The organism is Pontibacillus sp. ABV4_188, from assembly GCF_056311905.1.
This window is the reverse complement of record NZ_CM149975.1, coordinates 3792268-3819265: the sequence shown is the minus strand read 5'-3', so window position 1 is coordinate 3819265 and position 26998 is coordinate 3792268. Positions and strand designations below refer to the sequence as shown.

The following is a 26998-nucleotide window of genomic DNA, read 5'->3' as shown; positions in this document are numbered from 1 at the left end:
TTATGGCGTATAAAGATGAAAAATTACACGAAGAAAAAGTATTTAAAGACCCCGTTCATCGGTATGTACACGTTCGAGATCGCGTCATTTGGGACCTAATCGGGACTCCAGAATTCCAGCGCCTTCGACGAGTAAAGCAACTCGGGACGTCCTATACAACCTTCCACGGGGCTGAACATAGTCGCTTTAATCATTCACTAGGGGTTTATGAAATCGTTCGCCGTATCATTAATAATTTTGAAAACCGACCAAATTGGAATGAAGATGAACGCTTATTATGCCTGGCTGCAGCGCTCCTCCATGATTTGGGACATGGCCCATTTTCCCATAGCTTTGAGAAAGTATTTAAGCTTGATCATGAAGATTTTACAAGAAAGATTATCCTTGGGGACACTGGGGTAAACGCCATATTAAAAAGAGTGGATTCCGAATTTCCCCACAAAGTGGCAGAAGTGATTAACAAAACATACGAAAACAAACTTGTGGTTAGTTTGATTTCGAGCCAAATTGACGCAGATCGTATGGATTACTTGCAGCGAGATGCCTATTTTACTGGGGTTAGCTATGGTCACTTTGATATGGAGCGCATACTTCGAGTTATGCGGCCGATGGAAGATCAGGTCGTTGTGAAGGAAAGTGGTATGCACGCTGTCGAAGATTATATAATGAGCCGCTATCAGATGTATTGGCAAGTATACTTCCACCCTGTAACAAGAAGTGCGGAAGTCATCCTCACGAAGATTTTACATAGAGCGAAAGAATTGTATGAAAATGAGTACTCGTTCTATCTGGAGCCGTATCATTTCACGTCCTTTTTTGCGGGTGATGTGGACCTTCAGGATTATTTAAAGTTAGATGAAAATGTTGTCATGTATTACTTCCAAATTTGGAAAGATGAGATAGACCCGGTTTTAAGCGATCTGTGTAAACGCTTTGTGGATCGTCATTTATTCAAATACGTTGAATTCAATCCAAATCAGCAAATGAGTGAATGGATGGAATTGCATAAGCTTTTCCAAAAAGCAGGGATTGATCCTGACTACTATCTCGTAGTAGACTCCTCCTCGGACCTTCCTTATGACTTTTATCGTCCTGGGGAAGAAGGAGAACGTTTACCGATTCACTTATTGCGACCAAACGGAGAATTAAAAGAGTTGTCAAGACAGTCAGACATCGTAGAATCCATTTCAGGAAAGAAACGTACAGATCACAAGCTATATTTCCCTAAAGATCTTATTGAAGGGTTATCCAATCGGAGTAAAACGAAGAAACGTATTTTGGAAATCTTGTACGGATAGGAGATGAGCCGTTGTGTTAAATAATCACGCCAAGCTGGTTCGGTTTTTTTCACAATGTGAAGAAGTTGTCGGCCGTAAACGACTACAGAAAATGATTTACATTTTAAAGAAGGCAGGGTATCCCTTTGAAGAGCGTTATGAGTTCCATTTTTATGGACCGTATTCCGAGGAACTTACGCTACGCGTGGAGGAGTTGTGTAACCTTGGTTTTCTTAATGAGACCCATGAGAAGAAGAGCAACTACCACCAGTATCGCTATAGCTTAACAGAGGGCGGAGAAGAATTTTTAACTCACTATGAGAACATGCCATTTGAGGATATGACTGCGCATATTCACAATATGAACGAAGAAAGCTCCCGTTTTTTGGAGCTGGTTTCAACGATGCTTTACTTTGATCAACTCTCGCGCGAAGAATGCGAGGAGAAAGTCAGAGCCGTAAAGAAAAAGATGAATTATACAGAAGAAGAACTCAAGCAAGCCTGGAGCTTCATTGACCGACTTCTCAACTAAACAAACCCTTGCCATCGCAAGGGTCTTTTTTTATGCACTAGAGCACTAAAGGGTGCCAGACACCCTTTAGTGCTCTAGTGAAGTGACGGGTGCCAGACACCCTGCAGCACTTTAGTGTGTTGCAGGGTGTCTGGCACGCTTTGTTGCTTTAGTGTGTTGTTGTGGGTGTGGGAGGTGATAGGGAGGGGGTGGTTGTGTTAGAATAAGGGAATAAATAGTTTCGGGTAAGAAGAAGGAGGATCACGCGATGAGTTCAAATGATCAGTCTAATAACAAGAAAAAGAATCAGTTTACGATTTTAAAGGATGACTCAACAGATGGTCATGGTGGCTATGGTGTTGGTTCGGTAAGTTTAGAGAACATGTCGCCTGTTATGATCGATCCAAATGAGGGAGAAGCCTACATTGATATGGGAGCTATGCACGCACGTAGTAAGCTTGAGAGAAGAATCAAGTTTAAGCCAGACCGTGAGATTGCTCCTAATGGGAAGACGTTCTGGATTGTATGGGTAACCGTTGCTCATAACGAGAACGGGCCATATTATGCTGGTGTAACTGGCTGTGAAATGGTCATTGATCATGAGACACGTCGCGGCTATAAGTCGCTACCGGAGCACGTTAACAATATGGATAAATCGCTAAAAGGTAAGATTATCGTTGAGAACATGGATGACCCATCCAAGCAATTACTAGGAGACTTTTTACGTTCTCATAATGCAGACATGTGGGCGAATTCTTCTGATGAGTTAAAAGCCTTTCTTCCGGCTGAACAGTAAAAATTGTGAATAGAATTTGAATAATGATTGAAAATCTTGAGTATTTTGATAGAAATTTGTAAAATATGAATCACATGGATACCACACATGTTTATTAGGACACAGAAAAAGGTCGGCCCACACAGCCGACCTTTTTCTATATTTCAGGAACTTCTAATATTTGGTTTTGATTTTACTATACATAAGCTCCATTATGGAGAAGGCTCGAAGCTAAGATATCTTAGCTGGAAGGGGGCCGTTACGTTTGATGAGTGCTTGGACTTGCTCGGGGACAACTCGCTTTCCTGCGGGGAACTGGATAGGCTCCTTACCCCCGGGAGTCTCGCAGTCCAAAAGCTTGCCCTGACGCTAATTAGGTGGACGGACCGCTTATTATAGTCGCTCTTAAGCTCCCTGCCTCACAAATCTGGCTCGTTTTCCGTCTCTCCCCATTCGGCAAAGGGGGGCCTGGAAATTGCGAGACTCCTGTGGGAGAAAGAGGTCGACGAGACCCCGCAGGGTGGTTTTCCCGAGGAGGCTAAAAGAGAAAGAGGAAGTTCGACTAAGATCGTCACGTCCTGTGACAACGTCGAACGACCCCACGTCGTGTGGGGCCACGGAAAGCGAGTGATTTCCAGGACCACCTTACGCTCCATTAAAGCTGATGGAAACCTCTCTCCATCTACCGCAAAACATCTCTAGCTCAGTTTCAACAGAGCAATATTAAAAGAATAAATCGTAAAGCCAACTCTTCTTTTCTTTCTCTTTTTCAGTCTCTGGCGGATTCGGTAAGCTTCCTTCAGGAGCATCCCCAGGGAAGTGGTGTTCACAATACGTCGTTGGCTCAGACCCTTTCTCAAAATAAGCGAGACGTTGATGCGGGCAATACGGAGTAGCTAACTGACCACTATCTGGATCAATATACACACCGACTACATCATCTGTAGGAGAGAAGGTTTTGTATGGGCGGTTTTTATGGACCGATTCCATATACTTAGCCCATATATCTTTGGCGTACTGGTGATCATCAGTCTTTTCGATTGGCTCGTTATTATCATAACCCGTCCAAATCCCTGTCGCTACTTGAGGACTGTATCCAATCATCCAGCTATCTGTGTTGGTGGTTCCTGATTTCCCGGCATACGTACGAGTTAATTGGTCTGCTATTGATGAACCTGTTACCGTCATATAATCATTCAGTGATTCATCAAACATCCCTGTCATCAGATGAGATAAGACAAACGCTTTATCCCTGTCGATCACTTGTTTTTCCTTTCCTTTTTTACGTTCATAGACCACATGTCCATAAGAGTCCGTGATCTTCTCGATCGTATGTGGCTTCACTTCAACGCCGCCATTGGCGAACACGCTGTAGGCCCCGACCATTTCTTGGACAGACACAGAAGCGGTACCAAGTGCGAGAGAAGGAACAGCTGGGAGGTCACTCGAGATCCCCATACGTTCTGCTGTCTCAACGAGTGTCTCCTCACCTAGGAAAACGTTCGTTTTTACCGCGTACACATTATCCGAAAGGGCAATGGCCTGAGCTAATGTAATAGGCTCATAGGCGTAGTAGCCCATATAATTACTTGGTTCATAAACACTTCCATCCTCTAGTTCAAAGTATGTCGGTTTACTTAATAAAGTTGTTGCAGGTGTGTAGCCGTTCTCTAGCGCTGCATAGTAGAGGAATGGCTTGAAAGTGGACCCAGGCATCCGTTTGGCTTGCACGGCACGGTTATAAGGGCTTTCCGTGTAAGAGCGCCCTCCGACCATTGCAAGGATCCCACCTGTTTCTGGATTCATACTGATCGCGCCGATTTGAATGTCTGATTTTGAATCTATTTTTTCTTCAACTGTCTTTTCTAATTCTTCCTGCATGGGAATTTTTAAACTTGTGTATATATGAAATCCACCAGATCGAATCGATTCAGCGTCTAGCTCAAGTATCTTCGACGCCTCTTGCATAACGCGGTCTTGGAAGTAAGGAGCCACCTGAGCCACTACCTTCTCGGATTGAGGAGCTAGCTTTATTGATTGTTGAGAAGCCGTCACATATTGATCTTCTGTTATCACGTTGTTCTCTTTCATATTGTGTAAAATCAATGACTGTCTTGCTTTTGCATTCTCAAGATTTGCATATGGAGAATAGTAGGAAGGCCCCTTCGGAATGGATGTAAGAAGGGCAGCCTCGGCTAAAGTAATTTCATCAGCGTGTTTGTCAAAATAATACCGGCTAGCAGCCTCAATTCCGTAAGCCCCGTGACCGTAGTAAATGGTGTTTAAGTATCCTTCTAAGATCTTATCTTTCTCATAAAACATTTCTAAACGGGCTGCATAGAGCGCTTCTTTAATCTTACGCGTCCACGTTTTCTCATGTGATAAGTACAAATTTCTGGCATATTGCTGTGTAATCGTGCTGGCTCCTTGAACCTTTGCCATGGCCTTAATATCCTGAATGACTGCAGCCACAATTCGCTTTACGTCAAATCCGAAGTGATCGTAAAAACGCTTGTCTTCTGTTAAAAGGGTGGCTTGGATAAAAGCAGGACTCATTTCCTCAAGCTCAACCCAATAACGATTCTCGCCGCCATGCTCTTCTCCAATAATACGTTTATCCTGGGCGTAAAAAATCGTATTCTGCTCATTATTTAATGGTGGAGGCCCTGCTATATAGCAATACAAAAGAACTCCTATTAAACTTGTAACAAAAAGCGTAATAAGAGATGCAGTTGTTAGACTAATCCACTTTAACGGTTTATTTTCAAATAGAATTTGAGGTATTCGTAGTTTCATGGAACGATCTCCCCTTATAAATAGACGAACCTATTATTACAATCAGTATGGGTTAGGGGAGAGGGTTTTAAACATTGGCTTTGAAAGACAGTGGGGAAAAGACTTGATTAATTGTTTGAAAGCTTTTCATCCGTGCAATATAACAATGAAGAAGGTACAACCAGAAAACGCATCGAATGGTATAATGTTAGGGACACTTAGATAAAGACAACGCGATTCGCGAAGGGAGTATGAATACATGAGTATTTGGTATACAGAGAAGCAAACAGAAAACTTCGGCATTACAGCGAAGATTAATAAAACACATCATACAGAAAAGACGGAATTTCAAGATTTAGCAATGCTAGAGACAGAAGAGTGGGGCAACATGTTAACCCTTGATGATATGGTGATGACAACAGAACGAGATGAGTTCGTCTATCACGAGATGGTCGCCCACATTCCGTTATTTACCCACCCAAATCCGAAGCACGTTCTTGTTGTAGGAGGAGGCGACGGAGGAGTCATTCGTGAAGTACTGAAGCACAAAAGTGTTGAGAAAGCAACGCTTGTAGAGATCGATGGAAAAGTCATCGAGTACTCCAAACAGTACCTTCCTTCGATCGCAGGTGCGCTTGATGATCCCCGTGTGGAAGTAAAAGTGGATGACGGCTTTATGCACATTGCAAAGAGTGAGGGTGCTTATGACGTCATTATGGTAGATTCAACAGAACCAGTTGGACCTGCGGTGAACTTGTTCACAAAAGGGTTTTACTCAGGCATTTCGAATGCGTTAAAAGAAGACGGGATCTTTGTTGCACAAACGGACAACCCTTGGTTTAAAGCTGACTTAATTCAGCAAGTTATGGGGGATGTCCGTGAAATCTTCCCAATCACTCGTCTATATACGGCTAACATTCCTACGTACCCAAGCGGATTATGGACGTTTACAATAGGAAGTAAAACACATGACCCACTCGAAGTGAGTGAAGAGCGCTTCCACGAAATCGATACAAAATATTATACAAAAGAGCTTCACAAAGCGGCATTCGTGCTTCCGAAGTTCGTCCAAGACTTAACGAAATAAAGGGGAGATACAATGCGCTTTGACGAAGCCTACTCAGGTAAAGTATTTATTATGAGTCGACCAACAGTGGAGGAGTCCGAGGTTATTTTATACGGCATGCCCATGGACTGGACGGTTAGCTTTCGCCCAGGTTCTCGCTTCGGACCGAACCGAATCCGCGAAGCATCCCTTGGTTTAGAAGAGTATAGTCCCTATGTCGATAAGCACCTAGAAGAGGTCACGTATTTCGATGCTGGCGACATTCCATTGCCTTTTGGGAACCCAAAACGAAGCCTGGATATGATTCAGGATTATGTAACGAAGATTCTTGACCAAGGGAAGTTCCCGCTCGGTATGGGCGGAGAGCACCTTGTAACATGGCCAATTATTCAAGCCGTTCACAAAAAGTACAATGATATGGCATTAATCCACATTGATGCTCATGCGGATCTTCGGGAAGAGTACGAAGGAGAAGCTCTATCCCACTCGACTCCTATTCGAAAGATTTGTAATTTGATAGGTCCTGAGAATGTCTATTCATTTGGGATTCGCTCAGGCATGCGTGAAGAATTTCAGTATGCAAAAGAAAGCGGCATGCATATGGCAAAGTTCGATGTTGTAAAGCCTTTAAAGAAGGTCCTCCCGACGCTTAGAGGCCGAGATGTGTATGTAACGATTGATATCGACGTACTCGACCCAGCCTATGCACCAGGAACAGGAACCGCAGAAGCAGGGGGCATTTCTTCGAAGGAACTGCTAGAAGCCATTCACATGATTGCAGATTCAGACATCAATGTAATCGGCGCAGACCTTGTAGAAGTCGCACCAGCCTACGACCCATCTGAACAAACCCAAATCACAGCAAGCAAAATGATTCGCGAAATCCTCCTCGGATGGACCAAATAAAACCAAATCCCCTTCCCTAAACAGAGAAGGGGATTTTTTACACTCGCAACTTTACCCAACTAAAGCGTGCCAGACACCCTGCTTCACTTCACCGCAATAAAGGGTGTCTGGCACGCGGTTGTACTGTACAGTAGTAAAGCGGGCTTTTTGCTTGATAGTCTGCTTGATTTGTGAAAAAATGGTTTTTGTGCAATCGTTCGTAAGGAAACAGCTTAGGTAGACGCCGATAAAGGAAGTGGAGATGTGGATGAGAGTATAAATGTTGAAGCCATTATTAGCCCTTTTCAAAAGCCGGAAGAGGCGCCGATTTTTGCTGTATATAAAATCCTGTCGCGTCAGTATGATCGAGCCCAAGTGCTAGAATACATGACGCATTTTTGTTTAACGTCGCAAAGTGAAGAAAACCAGCGAAAAGGTTTAGAGTTTTTGTACATTATTGGGGCTTACAAAGATTGTGGGAAACTAATAAAGATCAACGAAGCAAGCTCGAACCCTTTGAATCAGCAATGGGGGAAGATTTACAGAATCGTTTTAGAACGAAAAACGCATTATAATGACCCCAATGAAATACTGATGGAGCTAGCGAGAATCAAACCACTTAGCAAAGAGATTTACGTTATTATGCTGTTCTTAAAACTGTATGCTCATGTAGATTTAAACCAATATGGCAAAATGGGGAACGATGTAGAGGCGATTACAGAGGAAATGTCACAGATTCGTGATTCCTTTTTGTTCCTTTGTTATGAGGAACGGCTGGATGAAGCCTTTTTCGTTTACCACTTCTCAAAGAACGAGCTGCTGTTAGGGCGAAAATACGCATTCAAAGTATTGAATAAGACGTTTAACGAGAGAAAGAAAGCCTTTGTTCATAACCTCTTAGCTATTAGTTATGCCCTCGATAGCTATCAACAAGCGATGTATCATGTAAATGAATCGTTGCGAATAGCCGAAGAAGTGGGTGACACGCGCTATCTTGAAAGTATAAAAAATCATAACATTCCTTTCGTTTCAGCTTTAAATGGAGTGTATGAAGGGATTAAAACGAATGATCGATCGGAACAAGCTCACTTAGCCATCGCTAAAGGGGATATTCAAACCGCGATCAACATCCTCGAACCGATTGAAGACCGAAGCCCGTTCCAGAATTATTACTTAGGTAAAGCGAAGAAAGATAAGGAACTTCTTACAAAATCTCACCAAGCGTTTATCAGGCAGGGACATTATCTGTTCGCTAGAATTCCGTTAAGTGAACTGAAGAAGTTATAATAGGGCCACATTTACTATGGAAGACTCGCTGATGCCGGGTCTTTTTTTGTTGAAGAGTTTTCTTGTGGGGAGAGCGTCGGGACGCGCTACGAAAGTGTCCGTACAAAAGGCAAAATTGTCGTTATGCGTGCTGCGAGTGTCTAGACATAAGGAATAGGTGTCCGGACAAGAGGTGAGAGTGTCTGGACAGACGCCGCAAGTGTCAGAACAGGAGGACGGATTGTCGAGACGCCTGCTCAAAGTGTCCGGATGAGCGCGGATAGTGTCAGGATGAGGGATTGAAGTGTCCGGACAAGAACCTAAAGAGTCGGAACACGTCGAGAGCGTCGGGACAAGAGGCAAAAGAGTCAGAACAAGTGCCAAGAGTGTCCAGACAAGAGGCAAAAGAGTCAGAACAAGTGCCAAGAGTGTCTGGACAAGAGCCGAAAGAGTCGGAATAAGCGCCAAGAGTGTCCAGACAAAAGACAAAAGTGTCTAAATGCGCGCCAAAAGTGTCGAGACGCACAACAAAAGTGTCCAGACTCCACCCCCCCTGCGCTTTTCTAGATCTAGCTCCGGCTCCTAGCCTCTAGCGCGATAAGCAATCTACTTCCAGTCTGCTACGCAGACCTACAGTAGCTTGCTTATCCGTACGGGGCTGAACAGTCGCCTGCGCTTTTCTAGCTAGATCCAGCTCCGGGGGCTAGAGGCTAGCGAGATAAGTCATCTTTTTTCCAAAGGCTAACGCCTTTTCCAAAAAGCTGACTTATCCGTACGCCTCTGGTCAAGCCCCCTGCGCTTTTCTAGTAATCATCTATTGAGTTTTTCGTCTGGAATTCTTATAATGGTTAAGTTAAGAAGATCGGGATTGACGATTGGTTAGAAAGAAGAGGTGACGTATGATGGCGGAGGATCGTACTCTTGTACGTGTTCGACTGGAGACTGAGATTAAAGATGAAGATCAGAAGCAAAACATTGTTGTAGACGAGCCCGGGGATTATGTTCAGAAAGGGGATACTCACATTATTCGTTTCACAGAGAAGACAGAGGATGAGGCGAAAGTGGACAACCTTGTGACGATTCATCCGGACAAAGTCATCATTCGTCGGACGGGTCCTATACGAATGAATCAGGTATTCCGTGAGAAACAAAGTACAGAAAGTGTGTATCATCATCAGTACGGAAAGTTTCACCTGCAAACCACAACGAAAACGATATCCTTCGAAGAATCTAATGACGTCTTGAAGGGCATGCTGAAAATAAATTACGATTTAGAAGTGAACGGACAACAGAAACAACGTCATCGTTTATCCTTACGATTTAAAGAGGAGGGCCAATCATGAATATTGTTGAACAAACGGAACAAAAGTTAAAGAATGAGATTATTCAAGCCGTATTAAAAGCCGAATTAGCAAGTGAAAGTGAATTACCCCCTGTTGTGTTAGAAACGCCAAAAGATAAGAGTCATGGTGACTATGCGACGAATATGGCGATGCAGCTAGCTCGCGTTGCACGTAAAGCGCCACGTCAGATAGCAGAAGATATTGTAGCTAATTTTGACCAATCGAAAGCATCGATTAAACAAATGGAGATTGCAGGTCCTGGTTTCATTAACTTCTTTATGGACAATCAGTACCTGACAGACCTTGTCCCAACCATCCTGAAAGCAGGCGAAAGCTATGGTTCTAGTCAGGTTGGCAACGGCCACAAGATTCAAGTAGAGTTTGTATCCGCAAACCCAACAGGTGATCTACACCTTGGCCACGCGCGTGGTGCTTCTGTAGGAGATGCGCTTTGCAACGTATTAAACAAAGCAGGATACAACGTGACTCGTGAATACTATATTAACGACGCCGGTAACCAAATCAACAACCTGGCGACATCCATGGAAGCGCGTTATATGCAAGCGCTTGGCGAAGATTTCCCAATGCCAGAAGACGGGTACAACGGGAAAGATATTATCGAGCTTGGTAACAGCCTTGTTGAGGAATATGGCGACAAGTGGAAGCACACATCAGAAGACGAGCGTCTGAAGTTCTTCCGTGAATACGGATTAAAATATGAACTGAAGAAAATCGAAGATGACTTAGCGATGTACCGCGTTCCGTTTGATGAGTGGTTCTCTGAAACATCTCTATACGATTCTGGAAAAGTTCAACAAGCCGTTGAAACGCTAAAAGAAAAAGGCTATGTCTACGAACAAGACGGTGCTACATGGTTCCGCACAACTGACTTTGGTGATGATAAAGACCGCGTTCTTATTAAAAATGACGGCAGCTACACGTACCTGACGCCAGACATCGCTTATCACCAAAATAAATTAGAGCGTGGCTACGAAACACTTATTAATATTTGGGGAGCAGACCACCATGGGTACATCCCACGTATGAAAGCAGCCATTCAGGCGCTTGGTAATGATGAGGGCACACTTGAAGTGGAAATTATTCAAATGGTGAACTTGTTCCAAAACGGTGAAAAAGTGAAGATGAGTAAGCGTACAGGGAAAGCTGTCACTCTCCGTGAACTAATGGATGAAGTCGGAATCGACGCTATGCGTTATTTCTTCAGCATGCGTTCAAGTGACTCTCACCTTGACTTTGATATGGATTTAGCGAAATCTGAGTCTAACGACAACCCAGTTTACTACGTTCAATATGCGCACGCACGTATTTGCAGCATGCTTCGTTCTGCGAAAGAAAAAGGCTTCGAATTCACTCAAGAAATCGACGGCACACACCTTTCTTCAGAAAAAGAAGAAGCGCTATTGAAGCGTCTAGGTGACTTCCCACAACTAGTGGCTGATGCAGCTGAGAAGCGCATGCCACACCGCGTGACGCAATATGTGTTCGACTTAGCATCTGACTTACACAGCTTCTACAACGCAGAGAAAGTGTTAGATACGGAGCAAGTAGAACGCACACAAGCACGTATGGCGCTTATGGAAGCAACACGCCAAACAATCGAAAACGCACTGAAACTAATTGGAGTATCCGCTCCAGAAAGAATGTAAGTGTACGGAAAAAGGGATCTTCATGGAGAAGATCCCTTTTTTAATATAGCTCTGTTAGTGTTTATTATTGACTTTCATTTCATCCATATAAGCCCCTTATGAAGGCTCGAAGCTGAGAGAATGTTTCCGTTGGCTTTAATGGAGTGTAAGGTGGGCCTGGAAAACCATTCGCTCCCCAGACACCCCTAGCTCTCAATAAACGCGAACGGTCTAAAATCAAAATAAAGTGTCTCGGCCTATAACAGAGCTTTTAATAGAGACAACGATACAATCACCTTGATAACAAATATAAAAAAAGACTATACTAAAACCAACTTATAACAACAAAGGGGCACATTGTATGAAAGTAATCTTTCTTTCCATTATTACAGGATTTTTAGTTGGCTTTATATTTGCTCTTTTTAAACTGCCCATTCCAGCGCCACCGGCCTTAGCAGGTGTAACGGGCATCGTAGGGATTTACCTCGGCTTTAAAGCTTATGAGCAGGTAAGTCCATTAATCGAATCTTGGTTCAAATAATCAAAACTCAATCTCCCCACCACGCACACGTTTCACACCTCGGATCGCACTTAAATCTTCTACAATCTGGAGGAGGGCGCGATCTTTTTCTTTTGCTTCAATCATCACATCAAGAACGTCCGTCTCTTTCTTACACGCTTTTAAAAACGGCAGCGCATATTCTGAGTCAACAAAGTCTGCATGAGCCCTGTACTTCTCCGTTGATTTAGGAGAAGATAGATGAACCTTAGGGGGGTAACCAGTACCTGACCAAGTCTTGAATAAGCGAGGAAGTAAAGATTCATAGTCCTCCGCATCAGGGTTCGCCATTTCATGGTGATAATCAAACATAACAGGAAGTCCAGCTTGCTCAGCAGCTAATAGCGTCTCAGAAGTTGTATATGTTTTATCATCATTTTCAATCGTCATTCGTTTTCGGACTTCCTCTGGCATTTCGTATATATTTTGATGGAATCGCTCTAAGGCAGACGTTTTATCTCCGTAGGCTCCACCGATATGGATATTGATGAACCCTTCTTTTTCTAGACCCATAGCTTTGAGCATATTATAGTGATATACCATGTCGGTTACAGCATTTTCAGTGATATGGGGCTTATCACTTGTGAAAACCGTAAATTGATTCGGGTGAAAGCTAATCCGCTGACCAGATTGCTTTACAAGATCGCCAATCTCTTTCCAATCTTCTTGAAAAGGGGTGACGAAATCCCAGGCTACTTCAGGGTGAGTAGCTAGTGGAACAATTGAGGAGGAGAATCGGTAAAGCGGAATTTCAGCTGCCCTGCTAAACCAAAGTGCCCGTTTCGTGTGGTATAAATTTTTAGCTGTTACCTCTAAAAGTTTATCCTCCCGCTCCTCCTTAGTCATCGCAGAATAGCGTTTAAATGTTAGAGTCTTAGCAGGGACCGCCTCCCACAGAGACAGCGTGTGGGAAACAAATCCAAAGCGTATGCGCATGAATGTCATCCTTTCTTATAGTAGGGGGCGGAACAAGCGCGCGATTCCTATTTTGATTTTCGTTCGAATGGTAAAGAGCTGAATTAAATGATCGTTAAGAGGTTGGCTGTCTTGTACGTCTTTCAAAAACGCCAAGCGTAAATCCATCACAAAACGCGGGTTATGAATAATCGTGTTGACTTCTTTATTTAAGAACAGACTTCTGCGGTCGAAGTTAGCTGTTCCAATATCACATAACTGTTGATCCACAATGACTACCTTAGCGTGATAGAAACCCTGATCAAACATATACACCTCGCCACCTGCATCGATGAGTCGCATCATATAAGGAAGACCTGCTTCCTTCACAAGCGGATGATCGGCTTTCATAGGCACAATCACTTTCACATTCACACCGCGCTCTAGAGCATCAGTCAGGCATTTAAACAAACGTTCGCTCGGAATGAAATAAGGCGTACCGATGAAAACTTCCTCTTTCGCCTGACAGATTAAGCTTTCAAAGACATCTTCAAGCTGTACACCATCTGTTGCAGCAATCTCAATCCATTTTTCTCCTTCCGTTTCAGTAGGGACAGGTTCTTTATCAAGCTGCCCCGTTGCTAGGTACCAGTCATCGAAAAAGGTAGATTGAAGGTGCTGTACAATATCTCCGAGTAATCGAAGGTGGTAATCTCGCCACTTGCCAAGTTCAGCATCCTTGCCTAAGTATTCACGCCCTACATTAAAGCCTCCTATGTACCCAACATCACCATCAATAATTGTAATCTTGCGGTGATTCCTCCGTTGTGAGCGGTAGAAGAAATAAGGAAATTTTGGCTTTTCGCTAAAGGCAAATTCGACTCCAGATTGATTTAATTCCTTAATCACTTTGGAATTAATGCGGAAGCTGCCAATCCGGTCAAGGAGTAATCGAACTTGAAGACCTTCTTCCGCCTTTTCCTTTAGAATATCCAATAGTTCCCTGCTAATTTCATCGGTCTTAATGATAAAGAACATCATATCAATCTTCTTTTTAGCATGCCTTAAATCCTGAAAGAGGTCTTCAAACAAAGGGTCACCGGCGGTGTAGATTTGATAATCGCCAGTAGTACTCTCAAAATCGAGAAAGCGTACGTTTTTTCTGTGATGTTTCTTTCCCAATGAGAAGTCCAATAATAGTAAACCGATTAATAAACATATAGCTAAAATAATATATATGAAAATCATAAACGGAGGTAAGCTCCTTTCAAATATGTAAGCATACTTTTATCTTTCCCTGAATTATATAAAATTGAACATAAATAAGTTGGAAAGATGTTGACTGAATGTTCATTCATTCTGTAATATAAAGATATAGATGTCAGAATATTTTTGTTGTTTTCGGTTTTAAGTGGGGTTAGGGGAAGGAAGAAGGAAACACGCATATAAACAAAGGGGGCGCAGTGAATGGATTTACTGTTGTTAAATTGGATTATGTTCTTAATTGTAACCGCTTACGGTTTGTATTTGTTTGTACGAGTTGTTAGAACGCGCATTGCCTATATTCAACTTGGCAAGAAGATGGATTTTGACCTGCAGTTAAAAGAACGTCTCAAGGATATTATGGTCTACGTTTTCGGACAGAAGAAGCTGTTAAAAGATAAAAAGTCAGGCGCTATTCACGTCATGATGTTTTATGGATTTATTTTAGTTCAATTTGGTGCCATTGACTTTATTATTAAAGGTCTTAGTGAAGAAGGCCATTTGCCGCTTGGACCGCTTTATCCTGGCTTTACATTCTTCCAGGAACTTGTGACCTTAACAATTATTACAGCAGTGGTATGGGCGTTTTATCGTCGTTACATTGAGAAGCTCGTTCGTCTTAAACGTGGCTTGAAAGCTGGTTTAGTTCTAATCTTTATCGGCACATTAATGGTATCTGTTTTACTAGGAAATGGGATGGAGATTATCTGGCACGGGGAAGAGTTAACATGGTCAGAGCCAGTCGCTTCAGGCATTGCCTTCCTATTTAGCTGGATTGGTGAGTCGGCTGCTGCCGCTATATTCTTTATCTCCTGGTGGGTTCACTTATTGATTTTACTTACATTCCTTGTTTACGTACCACAATCAAAGCACGCTCACTTAATCGCAGGACCGGTGAACGTGTTCATGGCGAAGGACAAACGTGCTGGGAAGCTTGAGAAGATCGACTTCGACATTGAAGGGGAAGATGAAGAAGAAGTTACCTTTGGAGCGGGCAAGATTGAAGACTTTACTTATCTGCAAATGATTGATCTATATGCTTGTGTAGAGTGTGGTCGCTGTACAAATGCTTGTCCTGCAACAGGGACAGGGAAAATGCTAAGCCCGATGGATTTAATCATTAAACTACGAGATCACCTAACAGAAAAAGGAGCTGCCGTAACAGGACAGTCACCTTGGGTACCAACTTATGCATTCTCGAATACAGACGGGAATCAGTTGGCTCAAATGGCGAAAGCTTCTCAAAATGAAACAGCGGCAAGCTTGGAAAACGTTGAAACATCAAGCTTAATCGGGGATGTCATTACAGAAGAAGAAATCTGGGCTTGTACGACGTGCCGTAACTGTGAAGATCAGTGTCCGGTTATGAATGAACACGTTGATAAGATTATCGATCTTCGCCGATACCTTGTATTAACGGAAGGAAAGATGGATCAAGATGCTCAGCGTGCGATGATGAACATTGAGCGCCAGGGGAACCCTTGGGGACTTTCTAAGAAAGAGCGTGAGAACTGGAAGAAAGAGAACGAATCTGTTCGCATTCCTACAGTGAAGGAACTTCAAAAAGACGGAGAAGAATTTGAGTATCTGTTCTGGGTAAGTTCAATGGGCTCTTACGACAATCGTTCACAGAAAATCGCGATGTCATTTGCGCGTTTGTTAAATGAAGCGGGTGTGAAGTTCGCAATACTTGGTAACAAAGAGCGAAACTCAGGGGATACAGCTCGCCGTTTAGGAAACGAATTCTTATTCCAGGACCTTGCTGAGAAGAACATTAAAGAATTTGAGAAAGCAGAAGTGAAGAAGATCGTTACGATTGACCCACACGCATATAACGTATTTAAAAATGAGTATCCTGACTTTGGTTTCGAAGCGGAAGTGTACCATCATACAGAACTATTAGCAGAGCTTGTGAAAGATGGCCGCTTACAGCCGAGTCATGAAGTAAAAGAAAAGATTACCTACCACGACTCTTGTTATCTTGGTCGTTACAACGAAGTGTATGAACCACCTCGCGATATCTTGAAGCAAATTCCAGGTGTTGAGGTCGTTGAAATGCAGCGAAATCGTCAAAATGGTATGTGTTGCGGAGCCGGTGGAGGTCTAATGTGGTCAGAAGAGAAGACAGGAAACCGCGTGAACGTAGCCAGAACAGAACAAGCGCTGAAAGTAGAACCAACGACGATCTCTAGTGGTTGTCCGTTCTGCTTAACGATGCTTAGTGACGGAACGAAAGCGAAAGAAGTAGAAGAAGATGTAGCAACAGAAGATGTAGCAGAAATCTTAGCACGTTCCATTTTTGGTTTAGAAAAAGAGGAACAAACAGCTTAATTGTCGAAATAGAGTGACTATAAGGGATGTGTGGCGTCCGTTGAACAGGACGCCTCCACACTCTGTTCAAAGAAAGCCTTGATTAGTAGTCGTAGGGGTCCTGATTCGTTCTTTTATGGGTGTATGTTGAACGAGCGTTCAGTCAAGGTGGTGCACCATTGTCGAATGAAGAAACGTTGTCGGGATTTTTGAAAGCGTTATCAAAAATAGGGAGGAATAACATATGGCGAAGACAGTGATTGTGGCAGGAGCAAGAACACCTTTTGGGAAATTGGGAGGATCAATTAGTTCATTAACAGCCTCACAACTTGGTGGTACGGCGATTAAGGCGACACTAGAGCGTGCGAAATTTAAACCTGAAGACGTGGGCGAAGTCATTATGGGAACCGTGCTTCAAGGTGGGCAAGGACAGATTCCGTCTCGTCAGGCTGCTCGTTACGCTGGTATTCCGTGGGAAGTAAAGACAGAAACCATTAATAAGGTATGTGCATCTGGTATGCGCTCTGTAACGCTTGGCGACCAGCTTATTCGCTTGGGAGATGAACAGGTCATTGTGGCCGGTGGTATGGAAAGCATGTCGAATGCACCGTATTTCCTGCCGAAAGCGCGTTGGGGATTCCGGATGGGTGACCAGCAAGTGAAAGATATGATGGTGCATGACGGCCTGACTTGTTCGTTCGAGGGCGTTCATATGGGGAACTACGGCAATAATACAGCAACGAAATACGAAGTGAGCCGTGAAGCACAGGATGAATGGGCTTATCGCTCTCATCAAAGAGCTGTCAAGGCCATGGAAGAAGGCAAACTGGCTGAAGAAATTACGAAAGTTGAAGTTCCAAAGCGTAAAGGCGACCCGGTTGTTGTCGATCAAGATGAGGCCCCTCGTAAAGACACATCTGTTGAGGCTCTAGCGAAATTGCGTCCTGTATTTGATCCGACTGGAACGATCACAGCAGGAAACGCACCTGGTGTGAATGATGGAGCTGGTGCCATGCTTCTCATGTCAGATGAGTATGCAAACAAGAATGGATATACACCCCTTGCCACGGTGATTGGACACGCAGAAGTAGCAGTTGAAGCACAAGACTTCCCGGAAACACCAGGACGCGTCATCAATGCTATTTTAGAGAAAACAGGCAAGTCCATTGATGAGATTGATCTATTTGAGGTGAATGAAGCATTTGCTGCTGTGTCACTTGCGAGTGGGAAAATTGCTGGACTCGATGAAGAGAAAGTAAACGTAAATGGTGGTGCGGTAGCTTTAGGTCATCCGATTGGGGCGAGTGGAGCGCGCATTATTTTAACCCTAATGTATGAACTGAAACGTCGCGGAGGCGGAACGGGTATTGCGGCAATTTGTAGCGGTGGCGGCCAAGGCGATGCCATCATGATTGAGGTACCGAAACAGTAGGACGGGGAGGACGCGAGTTATGAATGTGAAAACGATGATGGTCATAGGCGCCGGACAAATGGGAGCCGGCATCGCCCAGGTCTTTGCACAGGCCGGGTTTCAAGTGAAATTGAACGACCTTTCTGAAGACGCTCTTCAGAAAGGGAGAAGTGGGATTGAGAAGCTACTCTCCCGAGCTGTTGAGAAAGAACGGATATCTGAAGGGGAAGCATCAGCAACATTAGAGCGCCTGCAAACAACGACAAAGCTAGAAGATAGCTATGACTGTGACCTTGTGATTGAAGCGGTAGTAGAGAATATGGACGTGAAAACGAACGTGTTTCAAATACTAGATCAACATGCACCATCTCATGCCATCTTAGCTTCGAATACATCTTCTTTACCGATTACGGAAATTGCGGCAGTGACCAAGCGGCCATCTCAAGTCATTGGGATGCACTTTATGAACCCTGTCCCGGTGATGAAGCTTGTTGAAATTATTCGAGCTCTGCAAACAAGTGATGAAACCTATGAAGCAATTGAGACGATTACGAAGCAGTTAAGCAAGACACCAGTAGAGGTCAATGACTTCCCTGGCTTTGTCTCAAATCGCGTCTTAATGCCGATGATCAACGAAGCGATTTATACCGTGTATGAAGGCGTGGCAACACCTGAAGCGGTTGATGATGTGATGAAGCTTGGCATGAATCATCCGATGGGTCCGCTTACGCTCGCTGATTTCATCGGCCTTGATACGTGCTTGTATATTATGGAAGTCCTTCATGAAGGGTTCGGTGACAGCAAATACCGACCATGTCCGCTGCTTCGTCAGTATGTGAAAGCAGGATGGCTTGGTAAGAAGTCCGGACGAGGTTTTTATCAGTACAGCTAGGAGGCTAAATCATGAACCTACAATTTACAGAAGAACAAGAAATGATGCGCAAAATGGTCCGTGACTTCGCCGAACGTGAAGTGGCCCCTGCTGTGGAGCGAATGGAACGAGATGATCGTTTCCCGACAGAACTTATTGAGAAAATGGGAGAACTCGGATTGATGGGGGTGCCTATACCAGAACAATATGGCGGTGCGGGAATGGATTTTACCTCTTACATCATTGCCATTCATGAACTGTCCCGGGTGAGTGGATCGGTTGGTGTAATATTGTCCGTCCACACGTCAGTCGGGACCAATCCGATTCTTTATTTCGGAACAGAAGAGCAAAAGAAAGCCTATATTCCAAAGCTTGCAAGCGGAGAATACATTGGCGCCTTCGCTTTAACAGAACCAGGGGCAGGTTCTGATGCAGGTGGACTTCGCACCCGAGCCAAAAAAGACGGTGACCACTACGTGCTCAATGGTTCCAAAGTGTTTATCACAAACGGAACGAATGCCAACACATTTATCGTATTCGCAAGAACTGATCCTGAAGCTGGGTCCAAAGGAATTTCGGCTTTCATCGTCGAGCGAGGAACTCCAGGATTTGAGGTAGGAAAGAAAGAGAAGAAGATGGGCATGCACGGGTCAGGTACGGTGCAGCTTAATTTCGATCAGTGCCGTATCCCGACGGGCCAACTTTTAGGGCAAGAAGGAGAAGGATTTAAGATTGCCATGGCCAACCTCGATGTTGGTCGTATCGGCATTGCTGCTCAATCTCTCGGCATCTTAGAAGCAGCGGTTGAGCAATCTGTGGCCTACGCAAAAGAACGCGAGCAATTTGGCAAGCCGATCGCAAAGCAACAAGGTGTTTCGTTTAAATTGGCTGATATGGCAACGTCCCTTGAAGCTTCCAAACTATTAACCTACCATGCCGCATCTCTTAGATCCTTGGGCATTGCTTGTGGCAAAGAGGCCTCTATGGCTAAACGCTACGCTTCAAGTGCAGCAATGGACGCAAGTATTGAAGCTGTTCAAATTCATGGTGGTTATGGCTATACAGAAGATTATGACGCAGAGCGCTTATTCCGCGACGCGAAAGTATGTGAGATTTACGAAGGCACCAACGAGATTCAACGGATGGTGATTAGCAAACATTTACTAGCTAAGTAACGGAGGGGAACGAGGATGAATTTTCAATTAACAGAAGAACAAGAAATGCTTCGTAAAATGGTTCGTGATTTCGCAAAGAACGAAGTGGAACCGACAGCAGCGGAGCGAGATGAAGAGGAACGCTTTGACCGTGAAATTTTCGATAAGATGGCGGAACTTGGACTAACAGGAATTCCGTGGCCGGAAGAATACGGAGGGATCGGATCGGATTACGTCAGCTACGTGATTGCGGTGGAAGAACTTTCACGCGTCTGTGCTTCAACAGGAGTAACGCTCTCCGCCCACATTTCTCTTGCAAGCTGGCCGCTATATAAATACGGAAACGAAGAACAAAAGAAAACATACTTAGCCGAACTAGCGAGAGGAGAGAAACTTGGCGCCTATGCCCTCTCTGAACCAGGGGCAGGGTCCGATGTAGCATCGATGCGTACGACAGCGAAAAAAGATGGAGATCACTACGTGTTAAACGGAAGCAAGGTATGGATTACAAACGGTGGTGTCGCTGATACGTATATTGTCTTCGCCAAAACGGATGCAGACGCAAAACATAAAGGGATTAGTGCTTTTATTGTTGAGAAAGGAACGCCTGGATTTACTTTCGGTAAGAAGGAGAAAAAGTTAGGTATTCGTTCCTCTCCTACAACAGAATTGATTTTTGAAGAGTGTAAAGTGCCGGAGAAAAATAGGCTCGGAGCTGAAGGAGAAGGGTTCAAGATTGCGATGACAACGCTCGATGGCGGACGTAATGGTATTGCAGCGCAAGCACTTGGAATCGCTCAAGGAGCGCTTGATGCATCCGTTGGTTACGCAAAAGAACGAGAGCAGTTTGGGAAGCCGATTGCCCAGAACCAGGGGATTTCTTTCAAACTAGCCGATATGGCAACAGACGTAGAAGCAGCGAGACTTCTTACGTACCAGGCGGCTTGGCTTGAATCAGAAGGAAAGCCTTACGGGAAAGCATCCGCCATGTCTAAATTGTTCGCAGGGGACGCGGCCATGCGCATAACCGTTGAAGCGGTTCAAGTTTATGGTGGCTATGGATATACGAAGGATTATCCGGTCGAACGTTACATGCGTGACGCGAAGATTACCCAAATCTATGAAGGTACGAATGAGATTCAGCGTCTCGTTATTGGACGAATGTTGACCAAGGAATAGAAAGGAAGGTTCGATGCACGAGCTAGCTGAACGCATTCAGGCAGGGGATATCAGAGCGATGGCGAGGGCTATTACGTTGGTAGAAAACAATCATCCTGACAAGTTGGCCCTCCTCAGTGATGTATTTTCGATTAAGAAACAGGCTCATTATATTGGCATTACAGGCTCACCTGGTGCGGGGAAGAGCTCGCTCGTTAATCGTCTGCTTACACATTTACGGGAGAGGGGGTTAACAGTAGCGGTAATTGCTGTTGACCCAACAAGTCCGTTTAGCGGAGGGGCACTCCTTGGAGATCGCATCCGCATGCAGCAGCACTTTACAGACCCAGGGATCTTTATTCGAAGTATGGCGACTCGCGGTAGTCTTGGGGGATTATCAAGAGCTACGAAAGATTCTATCCGGGTTTGCGACGCCTATGGATTCGACGTTGTCCTCGTTGAAACGGTAGGCGTAGGTCAGTCAGAACTCGATATTATGAAAGTGGTCGATTCGACGGCTGTTGTACTCACGCCGAATAGCGGGGACGTCTTGCAGATTTTTAAAGCTGGAATTATGGAAATCGCGGATCTATTCGTGTTGAATAAGGCGGATCTTCCTGGTGTCAGAAAGCTAAAGGTGCAGCTTGAAGAACTGTTAATGATCTCAGGGCACACGGATTGGGTGAATCCAATCATTGAGACGGTTTCAACGGAGAATAAAGGTATTGATACGCTTTGGCAAGAGTTCGTTAAGCATCGCGCGTATTTAGATGAAACCGAAGCAGGCAGGCAAAAGCGCAAGCACCAACTTGAGCTTGAGGTCTATGACCTGATGCGAGAGGAATTGTGGAAAGATGTGCAGGCATTCGTGGAATCGGATGAGAGAAAGCAGGAGCAACTAAAAGAAGAGAATCTCGATCCGTATGAACAGGCAAGTGCCTGGCTTGAAGAATGGAAGAAGCAGCGGGGAAGGATGGGGAGTTCGTGACGAAAAAGGTGCCATCATCCATTAAAGATGAACGATTGATTAAGAAGAGGCGCGACCAGATGATCAAGGGTGCCGTTGCCTTATTTAAAGAGAAAGGCTTTCATAAGACAACAACGCGAGAACTGGCGAAAGCGTCTGGCTTCAGCATCGGAACGCTTTATGAATACATCCGCACGAAGGAAGATGTATTGTTCCTCGTCTGTGACTTCATCTATGAACATGTTAAGGAACGAATGGAAGCGGTCATTGATATGAATGAAACGGGGATGGACAGTCTAGAGCGCGCAATCCGATCTTATTTTCAGCTCATGGATGACATGCAAGATGAGGTCGTTGTGATGTATCAGGAAGTAAAGTCTCTTCCGAAGGATGCACAAGATTACGTCCTCGAAAAGGAGCGTGACATGCTCCATATGATTGAATGTGTAATCGAGAACTGTCTTCCGGAACCGATTCATGAGAAGGACCGAAAGCTTTTGGCCAATAACATCTTCGTTCAGGGACAGATGTGGGGATTCAGGCGCTGGGTACTCCAGAAGGAATTTACGCTGCAATCGTACACAGAACGACAGATGCATTTTTTGTTTCAAGGATTATCATTGTCAGAGCCTATCTAAGTAGGAGGGAAATGAAATGGAACAAGCACAAATCTATCAGCCGAAGAACGCCGTTCGTTTTGTAACGGCTTCTAGTTTGTTCGATGGTCACGACGCATCCATTAATATTATGCGCCGGATCCTTCAGGCGAGCGGTGCTGAGGTGATTCATCTCGGGCATAACCGTTCAGTAGAAGAAGTAGTAAATGCCGCCATTCACGAAGATGCGCAAGGGATTGCCATCTCATCATACCAGGGTGGCCACGTTGAGTATTTTAAATATATGGTAGATTTACTTCAGGAAAAAGGTGCCGGTCATATCCGCGTTTACGGAGGCGGGGGCGGTGTTATTATCCCGCGCGAGGTTAAAGAACTTCATGAATACGGCGTTTCAAGAATTTTTTCACCGGAAGACGGACGCCAATACGGACTTCAAGGCATGATTAATAGAATGCTTGAAGAGTGTGATTTTGTCACACCACTTGAATTAGATGAAGGGCTTGCGAGTTTGAAGAGTGGCAGCCCTCAGGCCATCGCCCGGTTTATTACGTATGTGGAGAACACCGACAACGCGAATGAGGAAGTGGCTTCAGCTGTTGAGCAATTACTAGCAGAAAAACCTTCGCAGGCGCCAATACTCGGAATTACGGGTACAGGAGGAGCAGGAAAGAGTTCTCTTACCGATGAACTGATTCGTCGTTTCTTAAACGAGATTCCGGATAAAAAGATAGCCATTCTTTCCGTCGACCCCACAAAGAAAAAGACGGGTGGGGCACTCTTAGGAGACCGCATTCGTATGAACGCGATCTTCTCAGACCGCGTATACATGCGTTCACTTGCAACACGTGACTCTAGAAGTGAACTGTCGAAGTCGATTAAAGAAGCGATTGATGTTGTGAAAGTGGCTGGTTTTGATCTGATTATTGTGGAAACAAGCGGCATTGGCCAGGGAGATGCGGCGATTACAGATGTGACCGATCTTTCCATGTACGTCATGACAGCAGAGTTCGGCGCGCCGTCTCAACTTGAGAAAATCGACATGATTGATTTTGCTGATTTTATCGTTATTAATAAGTTTGAACAAAAGGGATCCGCTGATGCGTTAAGACAGGTCCGTAAGCAGTATGAAAGAAGTCACGGTTTGTTCCACCAGGACCAATCGGCATTCCCTGTGTATGGGACGATTGCGAGTCAGTTTAATGACCCAGGCACGAACACGTTGTTTGCTGCTCTTGTTGATAAGCTTAACGAAACCCATCATTGGCAGGAGAGCACATCTTTTGAACGGGTAACAGATGTGGAGAAGCAAAACCTGATTATACCACCAGAACGACGCCAATATTTACGTGACATTGTGCAGTCTGTGAGGGGGTATCACGAACAGGCTCATAAGCAAAGTGAAGTGGCCAGGAAGTGGTATCAGCTAAAGGGTGCCGTAAGCGTCTTAGAGAATGAAGATATAAGGGAACAAGTAGATGAAATGGCAGCCTTCTATGAGAAAAAGCTCGAACCAGATTTCAAGAAGATGCTAGAAAATTGGGATGAGACGAAGGAACGCTATGCACAGGATCAGATGACGTTTACAGTCCGCAATAAGGAAATTACGATGGACTTAAATACGGAAACGTTGTCAGGATTAAAGGTTCCAAAAGTCGCACTCCCTCATTACCAAGACTGGGGCGACCGGTTACTGTGGATGCTGAAGGAAAACGTACCTGGTGCTTTTCCGTTTACAGCCGGAGTGTTTCCGTTTAAGCGTAAAGGGGAAGATCCGACTCGCCAGTTTGCTGGAGAAGGGACACCAGAACGGACCAATCGCCGCTTCCACTACTTATCAGAAGGCGAGCCGGCTAAGCGTTTAAGTACAGCGTTTGACTCGGTTACGTTGTACGGAGAAGACCCGGATGAGCGTCCGGATATTTACGGGAAGGTCGGCGAGAGCGGCGTTTCAATCTGTACGCTTGAGGATATGAAGAAGCTGTATGATGGATTTGATTTATGTCAGCCGACAACTTCTGTGTCTATGACCATTAACGGACCGGCTCCAATTATTCTTGCTATGTTCTTTAATACGGCAATTGACCAGCAGCTTGAGCAGTTTAAGGAGCGCGAAGGTCGAGAACCATCCGTGGAAGAACGTGAAAGGATCAGGGAAGAGACGCTATCCGTCGTCCGCGGTACCGTTCAGGCCGATATTTTAAAAGAAGACCAGGGACAGAATACGTGCATCTTCTCGACCGAATTTGCCTTACGGATGATGGGGGATATTCAGCAGTACTTTATTGATCATGAGGTGAGAAACTACTATTCTGTATCCATATCTGGGTACCATATTGCAGAGGCTGGAGCGAATCCGATTTCGCAGCTTGCCTTTACGCTGGCTAATGGGTTTACGTATGTGGAGTATTACTTAAGTCGTGGCATGGATATTAACAAGTTTGCTCCGAATCTATCATTCTTCTTCTCGAATGGACTTGATCCGGAATACACCGTGATTGGACGAGTGGCTCGTCGCATCTGGGCGATTGTCATGCGGGATAAATACGGAGCGAATGAACGAAGTCAGAAGCTGAAATATCATATTCAAACATCAGGGCGCTCTCTGCACGCGCAAGAGATTGACTTTAATGATATTCGTACAACGCTTCAGGCATTGCTCGCTATTCAAGATAACTGTAACTCGCTTCATACGAATTCATATGACGAAGCGATTACAACGCCGACTGAGGAATCGGTACGTCGGGCAATGGCCATTCAAATGATCATTAATAAAGAGTTTGGTCTGACGAAGAACGAGAATTCACTGCAAGGATCATTCGTCGTTGAAGAGCTGACTGATCTAGTCGAAGAAGCCGTTATGCAAGAGTTTGAACGGATTAATGACCGCGGCGGAGTACTTGGTGCGATGGAGCGTCAGTATCAGCGTGGTAAGATTCAGGAAGAATCACTCTACTATGAAGGGAAGAAACATAGTGGAGAGTTGCCGATCGTCGGGGTGAATACCTATCTGAACCCGAATCCATCATCAGAAGATGACATTAACTCGATGCAGCTTGCCCGAGCCTCGAAAGAAGAGAAGATGCATCAGATTACGTCATTACGAGAATTCCAAGGGAAGCACCAAGGAGATACAGAGGAAGCATTGAATCAATTGAAACACGTCGCCGCAAGCGGTGGCAACATCTTTGATGAGCTTATGAACACCGTAAGAGTCGCAAGTCTTGGTCAAATCACCAACGCCCTATACGAAGTCGGAGGCCAATACCGCCGCAACATGTAACAAAAAAGGGGAACCTATGCGGTTCCCCTTTCTCACGCTCTTACGCATTGGCGAACTAAAGCGTGCCAGACACGCAGTAGTGCTGTAAAGAAGTGAAGGGTGTCTGGCACGTTGTAGTGCGGTGAAGAGCTGAAGGGTGCCTGGCACCCTGCGGTGCTGTAGTGTGTTAAAGAGCACGAGGAGGTTCTTGTGAAAAAACTCGGCGAAACTCTAGCATAAACAATATTCAATTGTTTATAATGTATGATATGGTTGAAAGCGAGCAACGTAGAATTTATACTATTATGTTATGATGAGTAAATATTTGATATAAAGGGAGTGCTGTACGTGAGCTTTAAAAACTATAGCCACGACGAAATTGCTGAAATGTCTATGCTAGAAATCGCGCATGAGATCCTGCTTGACGAAAAGCAAGCGCTAGATTTTCAAGACCTATTTAATAAAATTAGCGAGATTAAAGGACTTTCAAAAGAAGAGAAAACGGACCGTATTGCACAATTCTATACGGATTTAAATACAGATGGCCGTTTCCTTACAATTGGTTCTAACATGTGGGGACTAAAACGTTGGTACCCTGTAGAACAAGCGGAAGAAGAAATTCAAGCTCCAGTTAAGAAGAAAAAGAAGAAAGCTGCCCCTAAGAAGAAAAAAGCAGCAGCAGCTCCTGTTGAAGAAGAGGCAGACATCGAAGAGGATGAAATCGAAGACGATCTTGACCTTGATGACGAAGAACTCGACCTCGACGAAGACGGGGAAGAGAACAGTGGCTTAGATAGTGACTTCGACTTAGCAGAAGACGAAGATACAGATCCAAGTTACGATGACGATGAAGAAAAGAATCTCTATGACGACGATGAAGAAGATGATGATGAGGAAGACGGAGAAGAAGAGAACAAAGATTTATAAGCGTTCTTGACTTTCTTTTCCTGAATCAGTATTATTTTATTTGGGCTCTCTAAAAGAGATCGGA

21 protein-coding genes are annotated in these 26998 nt (G+C 44.5%); 18 read left to right on the top strand and 3 right to left on the bottom strand.

What is annotated here, in order from left to right:
* The first annotated feature begins 2 nt into the window (after window positions 1-2).
* From ACYX4O_RS19195 to ACYX4O_RS19185, 3 genes are all read left to right on the top strand, one after another.
* Window positions 3-1298: an HD domain-containing protein gene (locus ACYX4O_RS19195; protein ID WP_476353221.1), complete on the top strand. Its 1296-nt coding sequence runs from the start codon at window positions 3-5 to the stop codon at window positions 1296-1298.
* A gap of 13 nt (window positions 1299-1311) precedes the next feature.
* The gene (locus ACYX4O_RS19190; RefSeq protein WP_476353220.1) at window positions 1312-1809 is read left to right on the top strand and encodes a YwgA family protein; all 498 of its coding nucleotides are present in this window, start codon (window positions 1312-1314) and stop codon (window positions 1807-1809) included.
* A 247-nt stretch (window positions 1810-2056) separates the two neighbouring features.
* Window positions 2057-2584 (top strand): YwhD family protein, encoded by a 528-nt coding sequence (locus tag ACYX4O_RS19185; protein WP_476353218.1) that lies wholly within the window; start codon window positions 2057-2059, stop codon window positions 2582-2584.
* Window positions 2585-3286: 702 nt separating this feature from the next.
* Here the strand turns inward: ACYX4O_RS19185 and ACYX4O_RS19180 are convergent.
* Window positions 3287-5359 (bottom strand): transglycosylase domain-containing protein, encoded by a 2073-nt coding sequence (locus ACYX4O_RS19180; protein WP_476353216.1) that lies wholly within the window; start codon window positions 5357-5359, stop codon window positions 3287-3289.
* A gap of 238 nt (window positions 5360-5597) precedes the next feature.
* On the opposite strand from ACYX4O_RS19180, the gene speE reads away from it, so the two are divergent.
* The 6 genes from speE to ACYX4O_RS19150 all read left to right on the top strand — a co-directional run bounded on the left by speE (window position 5598) and on the right by ACYX4O_RS19150 (window position 12085).
* Complete coding sequence (gene speE, locus ACYX4O_RS19175; protein WP_476353214.1) at window positions 5598-6425, top strand: spermidine synthase; 828 nt, start codon at window positions 5598-5600, stop codon at window positions 6423-6425.
* 12 nt (window positions 6426-6437) lie between these two features.
* The gene (gene speB, locus ACYX4O_RS19170) at window positions 6438-7310 is read left to right on the top strand and encodes an agmatinase (RefSeq protein ID WP_476353213.1); all 873 of its coding nucleotides are present in this window, start codon (window positions 6438-6440) and stop codon (window positions 7308-7310) included.
* A gap of 243 nt (window positions 7311-7553) precedes the next feature.
* Window positions 7554-8576, top strand: coding sequence for an AimR family lysis-lysogeny pheromone receptor (locus tag ACYX4O_RS19165; protein WP_476353211.1), 1023 nt, complete (start codon window positions 7554-7556; stop codon window positions 8574-8576).
* Window positions 8577-9454: 878 nt separating this feature from the next.
* Window positions 9455-9898, top strand: coding sequence for a YwiB family protein (locus ACYX4O_RS19160; RefSeq protein ID WP_476353209.1), 444 nt, complete (start codon window positions 9455-9457; stop codon window positions 9896-9898).
* On the top strand, window positions 9895-11565 hold the full coding sequence (gene argS / locus ACYX4O_RS19155) for an arginine--tRNA ligase (RefSeq protein ID WP_476353207.1): 1671 nt from the start codon (window positions 9895-9897) through the stop codon (window positions 11563-11565). The genes ACYX4O_RS19160 and argS overlap by 4 nt, the downstream gene beginning before the upstream one ends.
* A 340-nt stretch (window positions 11566-11905) precedes the next feature.
* Window positions 11906-12085 carry a XapX domain-containing protein gene (locus ACYX4O_RS19150; RefSeq protein WP_188650626.1) on the top strand — a complete coding sequence of 60 codons (180 nt, stop codon included), beginning with the start codon at window positions 11906-11908 and terminating at the stop codon, window positions 12083-12085.
* Here the strand turns inward: ACYX4O_RS19150 and uvsE are convergent, their stop codons facing one another.
* Both uvsE and cls read right to left on the bottom strand, forming a co-directional pair.
* Window positions 12086-13039, bottom strand: a complete 954-nt coding sequence (gene uvsE / locus ACYX4O_RS19145) for a UV DNA damage repair endonuclease UvsE (protein ID WP_476353205.1) — start codon at window positions 13037-13039, stop codon at window positions 12086-12088. It lies immediately after the preceding gene.
* A 15-nt stretch (window positions 13040-13054) separates the two neighbouring features.
* On the bottom strand, window positions 13055-14245 hold the full coding sequence (cls, locus tag ACYX4O_RS19140; RefSeq protein WP_476353203.1) for a cardiolipin synthase: 1191 nt from the start codon (window positions 14243-14245) through the stop codon (window positions 13055-13057).
* A 219-nt stretch (window positions 14246-14464) separates the two neighbouring features.
* On the opposite strand from cls, the gene ACYX4O_RS19135 reads away from it, so the two are divergent.
* The 9 genes from ACYX4O_RS19135 (at window position 14465) to rpoE (ending at window position 26934) form a co-directional block, all read left to right on the top strand.
* Window positions 14465-16591 carry a (Fe-S)-binding protein gene (locus ACYX4O_RS19135; protein ID WP_476353201.1) on the top strand — a complete coding sequence of 709 codons (2127 nt, stop codon included), beginning with the start codon at window positions 14465-14467 and terminating at the stop codon, window positions 16589-16591.
* Window positions 16592-16814: 223 nt separating this feature from the next.
* Window positions 16815-18002: an acetyl-CoA C-acetyltransferase gene (locus ACYX4O_RS19130; RefSeq protein WP_476353199.1), complete on the top strand. Its 1188-nt coding sequence runs from the start codon at window positions 16815-16817 to the stop codon at window positions 18000-18002.
* Window positions 18003-18021: 19 nt separating this feature from the next.
* Window positions 18022-18873, top strand: coding sequence for a 3-hydroxybutyryl-CoA dehydrogenase (locus ACYX4O_RS19125; protein WP_476353197.1), 852 nt, complete (start codon window positions 18022-18024; stop codon window positions 18871-18873).
* Window positions 18874-18884: 11 nt separating this feature from the next.
* Entirely contained in the window at window positions 18885-20027 is a 1143-nt protein-coding gene (locus ACYX4O_RS19120; RefSeq protein ID WP_476353195.1) for an acyl-CoA dehydrogenase, read from the top strand.
* Window positions 20028-20042: 15 nt separating this feature from the next.
* Window positions 20043-21185, top strand: coding sequence for an acyl-CoA dehydrogenase (locus ACYX4O_RS19115; protein ID WP_476353193.1), 1143 nt, complete (start codon window positions 20043-20045; stop codon window positions 21183-21185).
* A 13-nt stretch (window positions 21186-21198) separates the two neighbouring features.
* Complete coding sequence (meaB, locus tag ACYX4O_RS19110) at window positions 21199-22152, top strand: methylmalonyl Co-A mutase-associated GTPase MeaB (protein WP_476353191.1); 954 nt, start codon at window positions 21199-21201, stop codon at window positions 22150-22152.
* Window positions 22149-22769, top strand: coding sequence for a TetR/AcrR family transcriptional regulator (locus tag ACYX4O_RS19105; protein WP_036780067.1), 621 nt, complete (start codon window positions 22149-22151; stop codon window positions 22767-22769). Before meaB ends, ACYX4O_RS19105 begins: the two co-directional genes overlap by 4 nt.
* Before the next feature lie 16 nt (window positions 22770-22785).
* Window positions 22786-26028: a fused isobutyryl-CoA mutase/GTPase IcmF gene (gene icmF / locus ACYX4O_RS19100; RefSeq protein ID WP_476353188.1), complete on the top strand. Its 3243-nt coding sequence runs from the start codon at window positions 22786-22788 to the stop codon at window positions 26026-26028.
* A 327-nt stretch (window positions 26029-26355) separates the two neighbouring features.
* Complete coding sequence (gene rpoE / locus ACYX4O_RS19095) at window positions 26356-26934, top strand: DNA-directed RNA polymerase subunit delta (RefSeq protein ID WP_476353186.1); 579 nt, start codon at window positions 26356-26358, stop codon at window positions 26932-26934.
* The last annotated feature ends 64 nt before the right edge of the window (window positions 26935-26998 follow it).

What these genes read in the sequence shown, in the direction of transcription:
- ACYX4O_RS19195 (WP_476353221.1), top strand. Translation starts at nt 3, where the DNA reads ATGGCGTATAAAGATGAAAAATTACACGAAGAAAAAGTATTTAAAGAC.
- ACYX4O_RS19185 (WP_476353218.1), top strand. Translation starts at nt 2,057, where the DNA reads ATGAGTTCAAATGATCAGTCTAATAACAAGAAAAAGAATCAGTTTACG.
- ACYX4O_RS19180 (WP_476353216.1), bottom strand. Translation starts at nt 5,359, where the DNA reads ATGAAACTACGAATACCTCAAATTCTATTTGAAAATAAACCGTTAAAG.
- speE (WP_476353214.1), top strand. Translation starts at nt 5,598, where the DNA reads ATGAGTATTTGGTATACAGAGAAGCAAACAGAAAACTTCGGCATTACA.
- speB (WP_476353213.1), top strand. Translation starts at nt 6,438, where the DNA reads ATGCGCTTTGACGAAGCCTACTCAGGTAAAGTATTTATTATGAGTCGA.
- ACYX4O_RS19160 (WP_476353209.1), top strand. Translation starts at nt 9,455, where the DNA reads ATGATGGCGGAGGATCGTACTCTTGTACGTGTTCGACTGGAGACTGAG.
- argS (WP_476353207.1), top strand. Translation starts at nt 9,895, where the DNA reads ATGAATATTGTTGAACAAACGGAACAAAAGTTAAAGAATGAGATTATT.
- ACYX4O_RS19150 (WP_188650626.1), top strand. Translation starts at nt 11,906, where the DNA reads ATGAAAGTAATCTTTCTTTCCATTATTACAGGATTTTTAGTTGGCTTT.
- uvsE (WP_476353205.1), bottom strand. Translation starts at nt 13,039, where the DNA reads ATGCGCATACGCTTTGGATTTGTTTCCCACACGCTGTCTCTGTGGGAG.
- cls (WP_476353203.1), bottom strand. Translation starts at nt 14,245, where the DNA reads ATGATTTTCATATATATTATTTTAGCTATATGTTTATTAATCGGTTTA.
- ACYX4O_RS19135 (WP_476353201.1), top strand. Translation starts at nt 14,465, where the DNA reads ATGGATTTACTGTTGTTAAATTGGATTATGTTCTTAATTGTAACCGCT.
- ACYX4O_RS19130 (WP_476353199.1), top strand. Translation starts at nt 16,815, where the DNA reads ATGGCGAAGACAGTGATTGTGGCAGGAGCAAGAACACCTTTTGGGAAA.
- ACYX4O_RS19125 (WP_476353197.1), top strand. Translation starts at nt 18,022, where the DNA reads ATGAATGTGAAAACGATGATGGTCATAGGCGCCGGACAAATGGGAGCC.
- ACYX4O_RS19120 (WP_476353195.1), top strand. Translation starts at nt 18,885, where the DNA reads ATGAACCTACAATTTACAGAAGAACAAGAAATGATGCGCAAAATGGTC.
- ACYX4O_RS19115 (WP_476353193.1), top strand. Translation starts at nt 20,043, where the DNA reads ATGAATTTTCAATTAACAGAAGAACAAGAAATGCTTCGTAAAATGGTT.
- meaB (WP_476353191.1), top strand. Translation starts at nt 21,199, where the DNA reads ATGCACGAGCTAGCTGAACGCATTCAGGCAGGGGATATCAGAGCGATG.
- icmF (WP_476353188.1), top strand. Translation starts at nt 22,786, where the DNA reads ATGGAACAAGCACAAATCTATCAGCCGAAGAACGCCGTTCGTTTTGTA.